General features: G+C 62.4%; 14 protein-coding genes and 2 tRNA genes. 6 read left to right on the top strand and 10 right to left on the bottom strand.

What is annotated here, in order from left to right; translation table 11 throughout:
• Positions 1–26: 26 nt before the first annotated feature.
• From JQ633_RS01650 to JQ633_RS01625, 6 genes are all read right to left on the bottom strand, one after another.
• Entirely contained in the window at positions 27–1,544 is a 1,518-nt protein-coding gene (locus JQ633_RS01650; RefSeq protein ID WP_211981639.1) for a hypothetical protein, read from the bottom strand.
• Complete coding sequence (locus JQ633_RS01645) at positions 1,534–2,007, bottom strand: hypothetical protein (protein WP_211981637.1); 474 nt, start codon at positions 2,005–2,007, stop codon at positions 1,534–1,536. Before JQ633_RS01645 ends, JQ633_RS01650 begins: the two co-directional genes overlap by 11 nt.
• A complete protein-coding gene (locus JQ633_RS01640) occupies positions 1,995–2,561 on the bottom strand; it encodes a hypothetical protein (protein WP_211981631.1) in 567 nt (188 codons plus the stop codon). The genes JQ633_RS01645 and JQ633_RS01640 overlap by 13 nt, the downstream gene beginning before the upstream one ends.
• Positions 2,562–2,760: 199 nt before the next feature.
• Complete coding sequence (gene mobB, locus JQ633_RS01635; RefSeq protein ID WP_283812731.1) at positions 2,761–3,297, bottom strand: molybdopterin-guanine dinucleotide biosynthesis protein B; 537 nt, start codon at positions 3,295–3,297, stop codon at positions 2,761–2,763.
• Between the two features lie 502 nt (positions 3,298–3,799).
• Positions 3,800–5,734, bottom strand: a complete 1,935-nt coding sequence (locus JQ633_RS01630; protein ID WP_249158691.1) for a molybdopterin biosynthesis protein — start codon at positions 5,732–5,734, stop codon at positions 3,800–3,802.
• Between the two features lie 24 nt (positions 5,735–5,758).
• On the bottom strand, positions 5,759–6,868 hold the full coding sequence (locus JQ633_RS01625; RefSeq protein ID WP_211981623.1) for a molybdopterin-binding protein: 1,110 nt from the start codon (positions 6,866–6,868) through the stop codon (positions 5,759–5,761).
• A gap of 206 nt (positions 6,869–7,074) precedes the next feature.
• Here JQ633_RS01625 and JQ633_RS01620 point away from each other — a divergent pair, with 206 nt between their 5' ends.
• A complete protein-coding gene (locus tag JQ633_RS01620; protein ID WP_211981622.1) occupies positions 7,075–8,265 on the top strand; it encodes an ABC transporter substrate-binding protein in 1,191 nt (396 codons plus the stop codon).
• A 59-nt stretch (positions 8,266–8,324) separates the two neighbouring features.
• On the opposite strand, the gene JQ633_RS01615 is transcribed toward JQ633_RS01620, so the two are convergent.
• A complete protein-coding gene (locus JQ633_RS01615) occupies positions 8,325–9,293 on the bottom strand; it encodes a TAXI family TRAP transporter solute-binding subunit (protein WP_211981620.1) in 969 nt (322 codons plus the stop codon).
• A gap of 123 nt (positions 9,294–9,416) precedes the next feature.
• Between JQ633_RS01615 and JQ633_RS01610 the strand changes: the two genes are divergently transcribed.
• The 4 genes from JQ633_RS01610 (at position 9,417) to JQ633_RS01595 (ending at position 11,432) form a co-directional block, all read left to right on the top strand.
• Entirely contained in the window at positions 9,417–10,385 is a 969-nt protein-coding gene (locus JQ633_RS01610) for a tripartite tricarboxylate transporter substrate binding protein (protein WP_211982740.1), read from the top strand.
• An 83-nt stretch (positions 10,386–10,468) separates the two neighbouring features.
• Positions 10,469–10,544, top strand: a tRNA-Ile gene (locus JQ633_RS01605).
• Positions 10,545–10,713: 169 nt separating this feature from the next.
• Positions 10,714–11,229 carry a tyrosine-type recombinase/integrase gene (locus JQ633_RS01600; RefSeq protein WP_211982738.1) on the top strand — a complete coding sequence of 172 codons (516 nt, stop codon included), beginning with the start codon at positions 10,714–10,716 and terminating at the stop codon, positions 11,227–11,229.
• A gap of 136 nt (positions 11,230–11,365) precedes the next feature.
• Positions 11,366–11,432, top strand: a tRNA-Ser gene (locus JQ633_RS01595).
• A 57-nt stretch (positions 11,433–11,489) separates the two neighbouring features.
• Here JQ633_RS01595 and JQ633_RS01590 read toward each other — a convergent pair.
• The 3 genes from JQ633_RS01590 to JQ633_RS01580 form a co-directional block, all read right to left on the bottom strand.
• Positions 11,490–12,407, bottom strand: coding sequence for a tyrosine-type recombinase/integrase (locus JQ633_RS01590; RefSeq protein WP_211981619.1), 918 nt, complete (start codon positions 12,405–12,407; stop codon positions 11,490–11,492).
• A gap of 122 nt (positions 12,408–12,529) precedes the next feature.
• Complete coding sequence (locus JQ633_RS35500) at positions 12,530–12,949, bottom strand: helix-turn-helix transcriptional regulator (protein WP_349631504.1); 420 nt, start codon at positions 12,947–12,949, stop codon at positions 12,530–12,532.
• Between the two features lie 363 nt (positions 12,950–13,312).
• Positions 13,313–13,918 carry a hypothetical protein gene (locus JQ633_RS01580; protein WP_211981617.1) on the bottom strand — a complete coding sequence of 202 codons (606 nt, stop codon included), beginning with the start codon at positions 13,916–13,918 and terminating at the stop codon, positions 13,313–13,315.
• Between the two features lie 425 nt (positions 13,919–14,343).
• Here JQ633_RS01580 and JQ633_RS01575 point away from each other — a divergent pair, with 425 nt between their 5' ends.
• Complete coding sequence (locus tag JQ633_RS01575; RefSeq protein ID WP_211981616.1) at positions 14,344–14,871, top strand: hypothetical protein; 528 nt, start codon at positions 14,344–14,346, stop codon at positions 14,869–14,871.
• The last annotated feature ends 747 nt before the right edge of the window (positions 14,872–15,618 follow it).

Genomic DNA, 15,618 nt, shown 5'->3' with positions numbered 1-15,618 from the left:
TTATGGGCGGACAAGTTGGCTGTGCGCTACCGTCCGATAAATCGCATCTCTTTCATTTCTTCTTGGACGAAGATCAGGAATGCCCTGTGCATCAGGCGAGCTTCGGTCAGGAACTCAAGGCCCACAAACTCAGGACGCTCGCGGCTTTCGATAGCGCTCAGCACCGCCGCCACGTTGTCTCTTTCGATTCCTGCAGCCTTCAGGCGCTCGAAGAATCTTCGACGAAAGCCTTCGGCGATTTCAGTTCGGCTTAGCGAGGCATCGATGATCCCCTGCATGAGGCGAAGGCGCTCGACGGCATGAGGGTGGTCGCAATCTTGCGAAGAGGACGCCCGTTCCAGGTCGCGGGCCGCCTCGAAGAAGTACTGCGCACCCAGATTGAACGAGAGCACGTCACCGATAGCCAAGCGGCCAATTGCGTTGAATTGAGAAGCATACGAAATGGTTCTCCTTATCGCCCAGGCATCGGCATCGAGTTCCGCTTGCCTGAAGCTCGCGCAGTCGGTCGCAGGAACGCGCAATTTCAGATGCGCCAACTCATGCAGGCCGATCAAGCGCGTCGCACCAAAGAACCTGAGGTACGCACTCTGGAGTCTGGAACCGACGTTAGTGGTGACCGATTCGAAGACATCGTTATGGCCCAGCACAAAATGAAGGGTGTTCGCGTATTGTCGACTCAGATTGTCATCATTGAGATCGGCCGCATTGAGCTCAAACTCGAGCTCCTTATATCGCTCATGCTTGACGTAATCGACCCATCGCGACACGTCGTGTGCGTTCAATCCTGCCGAGACAATGGTGCGGCGGATCAAATTGTCCAAGAAGCCGTGACTCAGGAATATCGCGCCGTCCGCAGCGAAGATGTACTCTGACTCTGTGTTGATCAGCTTGATAGACGTATCGTCAGAATTGCGAAAGAACGACAAGACCTCTTCTCTTGCCGCCGCCTCATCGCCTCGCGAAAGCAGCAGGAGCAATCGAACGATCCCGTTGCTGGCGAATTGCTCGCCACTCCATCTCGTCGTCCTTGTAAACAGGAATTCGCGATCCCGATACGCTTTGAGGATCGTTCCGGACGGGAATGTCGAAGAGTCGAACTTGCGCCGCCGTTCACACTGCGACGTAAACCACGAGAGCAGCCCGGAGTCCTTGATCCCAAATCGCTCAATCGCCTTGCCGCGAACCACTACGGTGACGGTGTCTTCGTTCGTGAGCGTCGCCAGAGCGCTGGCGGACAGGGGCCCAAAAAATACGCCATCTTTGCCGGCGACGCGAAACTGCGGCGGGATCAAGAAATTGCTTGACGTTTGCAGGGAAACAACCGTGCCGTTTTCGAGCGCGATTTCCTTATCGACCCCTCGGTCCAGGCCAAAAAACAGGTAGAGACCGGATCCTTTTCCCCTGACCGGGGCCTGACAGTTCAACACCAGCCCGGAGCCATTTAGCCCAGCCGTCGTAAGTACATCGTCATTCCAGAGCATCCAATCGGCGAATGCGCTGGAATGAAATCCCAAAACAAGAACGAGGGCGAAGCTAAACCTCACGACCACTTGAAGTGTACCGCGACGACGAAAAGACCATAACGTTCAACGGCAGCACTATTGCGGTATTGATGATCGACAAGAACGCATCCACTTCTCCGATGCGCTCACTTATCGTCTCCTGGGGCCGAAGTCCGACGGCAATAGGCGCGCAAAATTGAAATAATGAAAGAACGATAGCACCGATCGTGGCGCAGATCGCCAAGAGCGCATGTTCCCGACTCAACGACATATCAAGCTGAGATGTCTTCTCGAAACTGAAAAAGGCGATTGAAAGCAGCGGACCGGAAAAGACGTTCAGGATGGAAAGCGCATAGGACGCCACTTGCTCGGATTGCAGGCGTATCAGCCCGCCGACCGGAAAGTTCCGGTAATAAAAAAGAGTGAGAATCGCGACCCCAAAGGCAAATCCCCACGCGACAACCAACGATCTCCTTAGACCATAGGTCGATTTCACTTCCGACATGAAATATCTCTCGCACTCTCGAATATCTTGTCCGCAAGGCTCGTATACACTGCTCGCTTGTCGAAAGGACCGTCATACGGCTTTCGTTGCTTGCCCACGTAGTAGAAGATGTCGATCTCGGTGTCCGACTGCAAAACCTTGTCGTTCGCCTTGAACGACATGGTCAGGCTAGCCGAATAAAGCCGCACGTCATCGATTCGCATGTTCTTGTCTGCGGTCTTGTTGTAATTGTCGATGAAGCTCGTCGTCAGAGGGTCCATCGCATACCGAAGCGTCAGGACCGACTTTTCCCGATCGACCGCATCTTCCGAAAAGGAGAAGCCCTCGGAGCGCAAGGACTTGTTCGCCGCCATCTCCAGAAGTTCGATAATTGGGGGCGTATTCGAACATACGACCACAAAATCCCGAAACCGCTCCGGAACCGTGAATGCGCCTTTGGGTTCTGATTGGATGATCGGGTATTCTCGCTTTACGGTCGATTCTGTCGCGCATAAATGGTCGACGGAAATCATCCAAGCGACCACGGCAAAGGGGAATGCTAACGTCAACCGCATGATGTTGTTCAGACTGAAGTATCGTAGCAAAATCGCACATAAGAAACGTGCGGCATCGCTACCGACGCCCAAATAGATAGTAGTCGCTGGTCCCACTCAAGCGAAAACGAAGGAAGGGATGGAATTCTGCCTTCGGATCAATAGTTTTCACGTCCCGCAATTATCGACCTCTGGTTGTCGACCGCCGCACTCAAGGACCTCAAGTTAAATCGGTCCCAAGCACATCGTCAACTGCAATAGCATGCTGCAGCATCAACGCCGCGACGTCTTCGATGTCATCGAGATGGACCACCGGCAGCGCGGTCTCGACCGCGACATCGCTCGCGATCCCGACCACGCGCGTGTCCTCGGAGAATAGCAGCGGCTTGCCGTTGGCGGCGCGGTACACCTCGATCTTGTTGATCGGCTCGCGCTTGAAGCCCTCGACCACGACCAGGTCGACCCGCGCCATCTTGGCGAGGAGCTCCGGCAGATGCGGCTCGCCGGCGCCGCGCAACTCGTGCATCAGGGCCCAGCGCCGCGCCGAAGACACCAGCACCTCGGTCGCGCCGGACTGCCGGTGCACCCAGGAATCCTTGCCGGGCCGATCGACATCGAATTCGTGATGCGCATGCTTGATCACCGACACGCGCAGCCCGCTATCGAGCAGATGCGGGATCACCCGCGACAGCAAGGTGGTCTTGCCGGCGCCGCTCCAGCCGGCGAGGCCAATCACTTTCATTCGATCCACTTTCATACGCACCACTTGGCCATCCGTCGTTGCGGAGCAATCCAACTCTCCGCGGGCCGAAGGATGGATTGCTCCGCCTCGCTCGCACTGACGATTCCGGCTGGATTCAACCTCGGTTCCATCATCCTTATATCGGCCGGCAGGCCTTGTCATGCCACCCGGCGGAACCCTTCCGCAGCCACGTAGGATGGGTGGAGCGAAGCGATACCCATCATCTCACGGCGCGGACGCAGCTTGATGGGTATCGCTCCGCTCCACCCATCCTACGCAAGACTGCGTCCCAACCACGCTGTCATCGCCCGGTTCGACCGGGCGATCCAGTACGCCGCGGCCTCTCGGCTCAATCACCGCAGCCTCTGGAATACTGGATCACCCGGTCAAGCCGGGTGATGACACCGCGTTGTGTGGCGGGCGCTCGCGCAACAACCTCTCTGTCGTCCTGGCGAAAGCCAGGACGACGGCGGTGAGTGCGGCTGCGGCCGCGCCGCGCCTACGCCGCCGTTCGCAGCTACGCCGGCCTGAACCCCGCCTGTGTCAACGCCGCCCGTCCTTCCTCCGACGCCAGCGCGTCGAGGAAGGCCTGCACCGCCGCGCGCTGCTTGCGCGCCGTCACCAGCGCGAAATCGTAATGCTCTTCGGCGAGCGGAATGAAGCCGAGCCCGGACGCTGCGGCGACCGGCGCGATGGTCATGCCCCAATCGGCGCGATGCTGCGCCACCGCGGCTGCGACCGCGTTGTGCGAGCGCGGCTGATTCCAGTAGCCGTCGGGCCGCGCGCCCGCGAGCAAGCGGTCGATCAGGATGCGGGTGCCGGCGCCCTGGTTGCGGTTGACCATGATGCAGGCGGGATCGGCCAGCGCGGCACGCACCGCCTCCTCCACGCTCAAACCGGCGAAGCGCGCATCGTCCTTGCGGAACACGATGCCCTGCATGCGCCGCCAGCCCGGCACCAGTTCGAGGCCTTCGGCAAGATAAGGCTCGTTGTAGGTGCCGGTCTTGTCATCGAACAGATGGATCGGGGCGAGATCGCATTCACCGCGCTTGGCCGCCGCGAGCCCACCGAGACTGCCGACCGCGATCGAACGCACGATCAGGCCGGCGCGCGCCAGCGGCGCGGTGACCAGATCGAGCCCGGTGCAATGGCTGCCGACGATGACGAGATCAGGCACCCGCACGTGCGGCGTGAACAGCGTCACGTCGGTCGCGCTGCCCGCCGGCATCTGGTCGGCGAGCGCATCGATCTTCAGGAAACCGTCGGCCTGCGCGAACGACGTGATCGCGCCCGAGCCCTTGCCGCTGGGATAGGCGATCAGCCCGTCGCTGCCTTCGACCAGCGACACCATCACGAATTCGGTGCGGCCGAGCTCGGATACGATGCGCACCGGCACCTTCGCCGTCACCCTGGCATCCGCGCGCGGCGGCAACCCGGCCATCTTGCGCAGCACCGGCACGATCATGTCGTGGAAGGTGAACATCGCCGAGGTCGGAAAGCCCGGCAGGATGACCACCGGCTTGCCGTCGCAGACCGCAAGGCACAGCGGCTTGCCCGGCTTCAGCGCGACACCGTGCGCGATGATGCCCGGCTTGCCGAGCCGCGCAATGATCCGGTGCGAGACGTCGCCGGCGCCCTTGGAGGTGCCGCCCGACAGCACCAGCATGTCGCTGTCGGCCAGCGCCTTGCGCATCGCGGCTTCGAGCTCTGCCTCGTCGTCGGCGATCGCGCCGAGGAAACCCGCATCACCGCCGTTCTCGGCGATCGCCGCGGTGACGATCGCGCCGTTGGTGTCGTAGATCGCGGCAGGGCGCAGCGGCTCGCCCGGCTGCACCAGTTCGTCGCCGGTCGAGAGGATCGCGACGCGCGGCCGGCGCGCCACCGAAACCTCGGCGATGCCGCAGGCGGCGAGCATGCCGATCTCGCGCGAGCCGATCACGGTGCCGGCGCGCAGCAGCGCTTCGCCGCGCGCGATGTCGGAGCCGGCATAGGACACGAACTGTCCCGGCGAAGCCGCGCGGCGGACCTCGATCGCGCGCTGGCCCGCCGGCTGGGTGTGCTCGACCATCACGATGGCGTCGGCGCCGCGCGGCACCGGACCGCCGGTCGCGATCGAGGTCGCGGTGCCGGACAGCACCGGCCGGGTCGGCGCGGTGCCGCAGGCGATGGTCTCGTCATTGAGCAGAAGCTGCACCGGCGCGCCTTCGCCGGCGCTCGTGAGATCGGCCGAGCGCACGGCGAAGCCGTCGACATTGGAGCGGTCGAACGGCGGCACGTCGATCGGCGCCACCACATCCGCCGCCAGCGCAGAGCCGAGCGCGGCGGCGAGCGGCCGCGTCTCCGACGGCAGCGCGCGCGGGAACAGCGCGGCCTCGAAGCGCGCAAGCGCGTCCTCGCGCGACAGGATGGTCAGGAACTGGTCCTGATCGAGAGATGAGTCGGGTTTTTGCATAGAGGCGCTGTTCATCTCGGGAACTCACTCCCGCAATATATAGGCATCGACGTCCGTGCCCGCAGCAAAGCCTTCGGAGGTCCCTGGCACGATCAGCACCGCGTCGGCTCGCGTGATCGCATCGAGCGACAGGTCTCCGATCGCTAGCGTCCTCCAGGAACCCTGGAGACGTGCCAGCAGCGTGACCTCGGCAATGCCGACGGTGGACGCGATCTTGCGCGCCAGCGGCAGCGCTTGCGTCCGGCGCCGGCCCCTGCCCAACAGGCGATCGAGTACCGGAAGCACGAGCGCCCACCACACCGCGAAGGCGTGATCCGGCGCGCCCGGCAAGGCGACGACCGGTGTCGTGCCGATCCGGCCGAGCGCCGCGGTGCGTCCGGGCTGAAGCGCAATGCCGTGCGCAATCACCTCGCCGCGCGCGGACAGCGCCGCCACCGCCGCGTCAATGCGGCCGACGCCGCTGCCGCCGATCGTGACGATGAGGTCGGCGCTCGCATCGAGCGCCGCAGCGATCGCCGCCGCATCGCGGCCCGGCGCATCGCTGCGGATGACATCGGCACCGGCCAGACGTGCGGCGTCTGCGATGAACGCTGCCGTCGCCTCACCGCCGGGAATATTGATGAGGCGAAGCCGCGGCCGGCGCACGCGCAATGTCGCAAGTCCGGCGGCGCGCGCGAGCAGCAAATCGCGCGGCAGGACGGGCCGCCCTGCTTCCATCACCGTGCGCCCTTCGGCGATGTCGCTGCCGGCACGCCGCACGCCCTGCCCCGGGATTGCCTCGGCCAGCACCTGCGCAATCGGACCGGCGGCATCGACAGCGCCGGCATCGACCACGCAGTCGGCACCAGTGGGCATCGTGCTGCCTGCCTCGACCCAAAGCGGTGGCGCCGTCAGCGGCAGCGGCGCATAGGACGATGCCCCGACCAGATCATTGGCGCGCATCGCCCAGCCATCGGTGACGGCCAGGTCCTGCGGCGGATGCGCGCGCAAGGGCGCCATCTCGGCGGCGATGCAGTGCAAGGCCTCGGTCAGCGCCAGTTCGACCGGCGTCACTGCTGCGACATCGCGCAGCACGGCGGCCAGGGCCGTATCGAGCGGGGTCAGCGAGGCCGGCAGGCGCTGGGCGGTGGTCATGGCCCGCTATGGACTGAATCGGCGAGGAAGAAAACCGCCTTGCAGCTTTCCGGACGGTTGCAATTAGACCGAAGGCGCGTTGACGCCGACCCCAAAATGGTTGCAAAAGAAACCAATATGGCCGGGTCTGGGGACCACGGCACAAGCAATAATGGCCAATGCGCCAATTCACGGAGGGAGACGGAATGATCACCAGGAAACTAGCCATGTTCGGGACGCTCGCGGCGGCGCTGCTGGCCTCCTCGGCCGCGTTGGCGCAGGTGTCCGACGATCTGGTCAAGATCGGCGTGCTCACCGACATGAACGGCCCGGCCTCGACCCCAACCGGTCAGGGCTCGGTCACGGCGGCGCAGATGGCGGTCGACGATTTCGGCGGCAAGGTGCTGGGCAAGCCGATCACCGTGATCGTCGGCGACCACCAGCTCAAGCCGGACATCGGCGCCAGCCTTGCGCGGCGCTGGTATGACGTCGATCAGGTCGATCTGATCGTCGACGTGCCGGTCTCCGCGGTCGGGCTCGCGGTGCAGAACATCGCCAACGAAAAGAAGAAGATGTTCATCACGCACTCGACCGGTGCGACCGATTTCCATGGAAAATTCTGCTCGCCCTACACCATGCAGTGGGTGTTCGACACCCGCGCGCTCGCGGTCGGCACCGCGCAGGAGGTGGTGAAGCGCGGCGGCGACAGTTGGTTCTTCATCACCGACGACTACGCCTTCGGCCATTCGCTGGAGAAGGACGCCTCGGCCGTGGTGACCAAGAACGGCGGCAAGGTGCTGGGCGCGGTGCGGCCGCCATTCGCGACGCCGGACCTGTCGTCCTTCATCCTGCAGGCGCAGGCCTCGAAGGCGAAGATCATCGGCATCGCCGGCGGGCCGCCGAACAACACCAACGAGATCAAGACCGCGGCCGAGTTCGGCATCTTCGCCGGCGGGCAGCAGATGGCGGCGCTGCTGGCGCTGATCACCGACGTCCACGGCATCGGCCTGTCGGCGGCGCAGGGGCTGCTGCTGACGACGTCGTTCTACTGGGACATGGACGACAAGACCCGCGAATGGTCGAAGCGCTATTTCGCCAAGATGAACCGGATGCCGACGATGTGGCAGGCCGGCGTCTATTCCTCGGTGACGGCGTATCTCAACGCGATCAAGGAAGCCGGCACCGACGAACCGCTGAAGGTCGCGGCCAAGATGCGCGAGAAGCCGGTCGAGGATTTCTTCGCCCGTAACGGCAAGCTGCGCGAAGACAATCTGATGGTCCACGATCTCTGGCTGGTGCAGGTCAAGACCCCGGCGGAATCGAAATATCCGTGGGACTACTACAAGATCCTGGCGAAGATTTCCGGCGAGGAAGCGTTCGGCCCGCCGGACCCGGCGTGCAAGCTGGTGCAGAAATAAAATAAGCGAATGGCGAATAGCGAGTAGATGACGCTATTCGCCACTCACCATTCGCTCCCTTATTTCACCACCCCGATCTCGCGAAAATACTTCAGCACGCCGGGGTGGATCAGATTGATGTCAGGCGCGGCGGCGACGGTGTTCGCCGCCGTGGTCTCGCAGCCTTGCGTGAGCTTCTTGCAGAAGTCGGCCTCGGCGCCATGCAGCGTCCTGGCCAGCCGGTAGGCGACATCGTCGGGCAGGCTCTCGCGCACCAGGATGTAGCTCCAGGAGCCGACGGAGGCGATCGCCTCCATCTGCTTCGGATAGCTGCCCGCCGGCACCGTCAGCGCCTTCAGGAAAGTGTGCTTGGCGCGGATCTTCGCAATCTGGTCGGCATCAGGCGCGATGAAGCGTGCGCCGCCCGCGCTCTCGGCCAGCTTGGTGAAGCCGGGCCAGCCGATGCCCGCGCCCCACAGCGCCGCCGCGCGGCCGTCCTCGACCATCGCCGGCCCGTCGCCGGCGCGATCGAGATAGATCGACTTGAAGTCCTCGTCCTGCTTCAGTCCGATGCCATCGAGGATATAGCGCGACAGGATCGGCAGGCCCGAGCCCTTGGCGCCGAACGCGACCGGCTGGCCGACCAGATCCGTGATGGTCCGGTACGGACTGTCGGCGCGGACCACGAACATGCCCGGGCTCGAATACATCGCGGTGAGGATCCTCAACTTCGTCGCCTTCGGCCGGCCGATGCCCATGAAGGCCTCGTAGGACGGCTCGCCCGCCACCGTTGCGATGTCGACGCTGCCTGCCTCGAGCAGCGGGATGTTCTCGTTGGAGCCCTTGGTGTTGCGCGGCTCGATCGACAGCGTCGGATCGGCGGCATTCATCACCTCGGCGAGGGCATTGCCATAGAGCGGAAAGCCGCCACCCGGGGTCGCCGTGGCGAAACTGATCGTGGTTTTGGAAATGGTCTTGCTCCCCTCTTGCGCCACCGCGCCGCCGGCGAGCAACAGCGCACCGGCGCAGATCATAACAGCGAATTTCATTCTCAAGCCTCAAGCAGCATCCCGGCAGGGCAGACTATCGTCGCACGCGGCAGGTCGTAGGCAAAGCCGGCGTTTTATGAAACCATTGCGGGCAACAGTCACAAGAAAATGACGGGAGTGATGATGATTCGTTTGATGCGTACTGCCTTGCTCGCTTTGGTTTGCTGCCTTGCCTCCCTCGGTCCCTCCGCCGCCTCCGACTATCCCAACCGCCCGGTCCGCTGGCTGATCGGCTTCGCCGCCGGCGGGCCGGTCGACATCGTGGCCCGCATCATGGCGCAATGGCTGTCGGATCATCTCGGCCAGCAATTCGTGGTGGAGAACCGCACCGGATCGGGCGGCAACATCGCGGCGGCCGCCGCGGTCAACTCGGCGGGCGACGGCTACACGCTGCTGTTCGTCGCGCCGAACAACGCGATCTCGACCTCGCTCTACAAGAAGCTGCCGTTCGACTTCCTGCGCGATACCGTCCCGGTCGCCAGCATCATGCAGCTCACCAACATGCTGGTGGTCTCGAACGCGATGCCGGTGAAGACCGTCAAGGAGTTCATCGACTACTGCAAGGCCAACCCCGGCAAGATCTCCTATGCCTCGTCCGGCAACGGCACCTCGGTGCACATGTCGGCCGAGTTGTTCAAGGCGATGACCAAGTGCGAGATGCAGCACGTGCCGTATCGCGGCTCTGCGATCGCCTTCCCCGACATCATCTCCGACAAGGTGCAGCTGATCTTCGACAACCTGCCGTCGGCGCTGGAGCAGGCGCGCGGCGGCAATGTCCGCGCGCTCGGCGTCACCTCGCCGCAGCGCTGGCCGACCGTGCCCGACGTGCCCGCGATCGCCGAGACCGTGCCCGGCTTCGAATCGGTCGGCTTTTACGGCATCTCGGCGCCGAAGGGCACCCCGCCGGAGGTCGTCGCCGTTCTCAACAAGGCGGTCGGCGAAGCGCTGAAGGACCCGAAGCTGGTGGCCCGGCTGGCCGAGGTCGGCGGCATCCCGAAGCCGATGACCCCCGCCGAGTTCGGCAAGCTGGTGGCCGACGAAACCGACAAATGGCGCAAGGTGGTGGAGTTCGCCGGCGTCTCGGTGGACTGAGCGACGCCATTGCCGGAACGCGGGGCAGCCTGTAAACGGAGCCGGCACCGTTGCCGGCCGCCCACGCGGCCCGCAAGGCGGCGGGGCCTGTAGCTCAATGGTTAGAGCCGGCCGCTCATAACGGTCTGGTTGCAGGTTCGAGTCCTGCCGGGCCCACCAACGAGATCAAATATTTGGCAGAACGGCCGGTTTTGTGGCGGACCGCTTCGCGGACCGGTTGATCCTTGCATTCGGCAAAGCAGAGCGCCTGTCACGTCCGTTCTCGCATTCTCAACGGCGGGTGAGGCGCGTGGTTGTTTGAAAGCCTGTCCCTCAGGATTTCCGCAAGCTGATCGAGGCGGCGCTCTATACGGGTTGCCGCTACGCGGAACTCGGTCGCCTTAAGCGCGAAGACTACAACCACGACAGCGGTACTTTGTCCGTTAGGCTGAGCAAGGGGAAGGATCGCCACGTCTTCCTGACCGAAGAGGGCAAGCTGGCATTTCGGCAATGGACAGCTGACCTAGATGCAGGTGATCGGATCTTCTTGAGGACCGATGGAAAGACGTGGGGAGCCTCTCGCCAGCAGCGCCCCCTGGATGAGGCAAGTGCCCGGGCTGGAATAGAGCCTGCCGTGAACTTTCACATTCTACGGCATACACACGCGTCCTACCTTGCCATGGCCGGCGTTCCGATGGCCGTGATCGCCAAACAGCTAGGCCATGCCGATACACGAATGACCGAAAAGCATTATGCTCATCTCGCGCCAAGTTATGTCGCCCAGACGATCCGAGAAAACTTTCCGGTGCTCGGCTTCAGCGCGTTCGGGCGGGTCGCGCAGTTTCGAGGTCGCGCGGCCTCGTAACCTGCGACCCCTGCGTCCCGAACGTAAGCAGCGCTCGAAAAATTCAACAAAAACAACGAAACGCGATCCGGATTGACCACCTTTATCGCTGTTTGTTCACGGAGTTTCGGTGGTCAATCGGTGGTTGGCAAAAGCTGATCCCATACGCGAGTAGCGGATTTCTACTCCGCGGGTTGCAGGTTCGAATCCTGCCGGGATCGCCATCTCATTTTCCCGCTCCAGTCTTCTCAGTAGGTTGTGATTGATTTTGGCTCACCGGGTCAGAAGGTGAGCCAATGCCTGTTCCTGAAAATGAGCTTCGCACCATCGCGCGCCATCCGCTTTCTATTCGCCGCCCGAGTGTAGACTTGCGCTTGCGAAATCGATGTCCAACCAAACCAAGCCATCAACTGATGATCGGTAAAGCCGAGCTCGGCGAGATAGTTCGCGGCTGCTTTTCTGAGGCCGTGCGACGTGCAGCGATCGGGTAACCCGGCGTCACGGCAAAGCTCGCGGAAGTAGTTTCCGAATCCTGCTGCGGTGAACGGTTTCCCCTGCGCGGTGACCAAGAACGTCAGGTGGTTGCTCGACGGCATCGCATCGATCGCCGCCTGCAGGCGCGGCATGACCTCGACGTTGAACGGCACGCCGGTCTTTTGACGCCCCATCGTCATCAGGCCGTTGCGAATATGCTGGCGACCCATCCGGACCACGTCGCAGCGCGATTGTCCGGCCTGCAGCAGCAGTTCATAGGCAAGCCTTGCTCTGGTGCCGACGGCGTGGCGCTTCTCGAACTGCTCGCACTCGCTCGTCTCCCAAGGATGGTGCCCGCCGGTCCGCGGCATTTTCGTCAACTTCACCTCAGCGAGCGGATCCTTCGCGATCATCTTTAGGGCGAGACAATGGTCGACCCATCCACGCAGCGCCTTCTTCCAGTTGCGCTGTGCAGCCGGCGACTTGCCGTTGAAAATGTTTTGGAGCGCCGTCGAATGCATCAAGGCAACTCGCTTGTCGCCGTGATCGTTTCGGAAGCTCTCCAGGATGGCACGGCGGCTGCTACGTGTGGTCTTGGCGAGACCATCTTTGAACGCGCTCGATTGGTAATAGCTGACGATCGACGCATTGACCGTACCCCGCACCGTCCGTTTGGCGCCGATCTCGACTGGCTGTCCGGCCTTCGCCGCTTCGTACGCAGCCATGAATTCGGGGGAGCCTGGAAGGCCTTGAAGCCTGATCTTAGGCGTCCCGGGCCTGCGGAAATAGAACACCGGCTTACCGTGCTGGGTTTGATATCCATGGACACCGGGAGGAAGCCGCCACTTCATTTGACGTGATCCCACTCGTTCGAACCGCCAGCGTCGACGAGACCTTCGTCACGATGTGGTAGAGCATCGACCGCGGCATCGAGTTCGCGGACATCCCAGCCGATCCTCGTACCACCGAGAAGGCGCGGCTTTGGCATCAGGCCGTCCACCACCATCAGGTCGAAGGTGTTCGGAGAAACGCAAACGTACGCTGCGGCCGCCTCACGGCTTATGAGTCGCGGCGCCAGCGTCGGAGGGAGAGCGTCTTGGCGGGGCATCGAAATTGACCACGGGCGAGCGCCGACCCCAATCAGCGTACCCAAACTTGCAATCACGACCTGGTTGAGCGGTCGCCCCTCGTCTCCCGTGGCGATCAATTTTAGACATTTGAAGCACCATGAAGTCAATCCTGCATCATCGAGAGCGTCGCAAGTCATCCACCGCCAATGCAAAATCGTCTGACTGCGGTCAGACGTCCAGCGACTGGGCGGACAACCTTGCTGAGACCTTGCTCGAGACTGTGCGCGCGTCTTCCGAAATACTCGCATCCTCAGCCCGGTAGCTGTGCTGCCAACTGTGCGAAACGCCAAACGGTACGCTCGCGGGACGCGGACCGGGACGACCATCTCTTTGGGACAACTGGAAAAAGCGCGGCTGCCCGGGACAGCCGCGTCAGGAATTCGGGACACTGATCGGAACACCATCGTCCCTCATGTGCTGAAACGATCGTTTGCATCGAGGTACGCCAATTCAACGGCTTAGGCCGAAATGATGACCGTGACGGTCACCGTCACCCGGGCTTACGAAACTGGCCGGCTGTCGAGCTCGCCCGCACAAGCCGGCCATTCGACCCCGGACCGGACGCGCGTCGATTTCGTCTGATCGACCATCCGGTCAAAGGTGCCCAAGTCGGCTTCCATGTCCCGGTCGTCGGCCGCGTCGCCCGCCGTGACGCCGCACAACGATGGCTCGTCGTCGCAATCGTCAACTTCGAGGTCGGCGGCGCCGCTACCGCCTTCGACCCACCTGGCTTGGTCGAGAGATTGACCGCTCCCGAGCGAAGGCTCGGCGTCTTCATCGGCGACGTACGATCCCTGGCAGATAATCGACACCGTGACCCCCTCGCCATCCTCGAGCCGCGGATCGTCGTGTCCGTTTCCGACATTGAGCTCGAGATCGTCGTCACCGGACAATTCGTCCAGGAGCGCTATGAGACGCTCGATCTCGTCGGCGATGAGATGGCGGGCTAGGAAGACCGTCCGAAAATTGGCGATCTCTTCCGGGCGATAGATCTTATTGATGCCGTACGCGACCGCGCGGCCGCTTGGGTCGAGCGTCCGGTTAATCGCGGTTTCTGGGGGTGGTTCGGGCGCGGGTCTGCTATTCTCAGAAACAGCCTGAGTCATTGGTACCTCAATGGGTTCGGGTCAGGCCTGTCGCCGTGTTGCAAGCGCGGCGGCGGGCCGCTTGATATTCAAGCGTGAAAACGGTAATACCGCCCTGTGAAAAAGGCAATACCAAAAAAGACCGTGGGTGGAAGCCGTCCGGGTGCGGGACGGCCCGCTACTGGCCGCGATCCTGTGCGGACGATGCGCCTCTCAGATGATTTCATGGAGAAGGTCGATAACTGGGCTGCTGGGCAGGAAGATCATCCCGGCCGAACCGAAGCGATCCGCCGGCTGGTCGAGATAGGGCTGAAGGCGAAAAAGTGAGCGCGAACCCTGAGCCCCTCGCCGGACTGAAGGTAGCAGCGGGTGACTGGCCAAACTTGAACACGAATGGGCTGCCGCAAAATGAACGCCAGGCAGGAGGCTGGATTCAGGAATCGCTCATGGCTTTGTCTGCCTATTCGAGCGACTTCGGCGTAGCCCTGCGGCTGTTTGACGAGAGTTTCAACGCTTACGCCGTCGCATCCATAACTCACACGCCAAGCGATGGCCAAACGCGACTGTTCATAGCCGCCCGCGATGGCGCGGTGACAATCTATAATTTTGCAAGGACGGTCGAGGGCTTAAAAGGTACGCCGTTCGTTGGCTGTCCAACTGTGTCCGCGCACGTCGACCACGACCAGCTCAGAGTCAGCCGCAAACTGCTGCGAGACGGCTTTCCTGACTTTGCCCCAATTCGCCACGCTGTTAGTCACGCGGCAGAGCTGAGGGAGGAAGGTACAAAGCATCAAGCAGAAGCAGTCATCGGCGATGTATTTCCCGTCCTGCAGGCAACACCGTGGGGCAACATGCGCACAAAGATGACGCTTCGGGGCGTTCTGCAGGATCGCAAATTCATAAGCACCTTCGATGGTCGCTTTCGGACATACGACGTTACTGCGGACACGCTGACCAGGTTAGGCGGGTGCTAGGCGGCACGATGCCGATCCGAAGGTGCGCTACGGGTCAACTGGATAACCATCGAAATTCTACTTCGCCGCGTGCGGCTTCGAGTTCTGTCCAGGGCGCCAGACTGACTAGGAATCCACAATTTACATTTTCGGCATCGGCTTCTGCTGCAGTCTTTGCGCATCCTTAGCCACGCCGCGATGCGATCTCAGATATCCCGGCATCGAGCAGGCGCCGGCGCCGGTCGGCCATTCGCTGTTGCTGGAGCACTCGCACCAGGCCCGCATCAACGAGAGGCACGGAGAGGACGGCCACCGCGTCATTGGCGGCGTGCTCCCGCCCGAAATCGGAGGCAACAGGACGCCGTAAGCAACGCTGGCAGCCCTCGGGGGCTTGCTAACGCCATCCGCCGGAGCGGAGGACGGTTTGACCAGGCCGTCGTCCGAAGGCTAAGGAGGTTACGACGTCCGCTTTCAGCAGGTGAGCGGACCCCAAGGTCACGCGGCTGCTGTGTTCAGCTTTTGACCCCTAGCCGAGCTGGACAGCAGCCGTAAGGCGCGCCCATGAACAAGCAGAAAAACGCGCAGTATTTGCAGCGTGAACTGGATTCAGGCCGCGGATAGTTGTGAGCTGAAGTCATCCCTGAGGTCATTGCATGGCTCAAAATTCCCTTTAAGTTTCTTCGGTGCCCGAGACGGCATTCCCACGTTTGACGAACCGACGCTGACCGAGCAAGACATCAACGAGGATCGTCAGGCTACCCCAACACG

Source organism: Bradyrhizobium tropiciagri (assembly GCF_018130505.1).
Lineage (GTDB): Bacteria > Pseudomonadota > Alphaproteobacteria > Rhizobiales > Xanthobacteraceae > Bradyrhizobium > Bradyrhizobium tropiciagri_B.
This window is presented reverse-complemented; position numbering and strand designations above follow the sequence as displayed.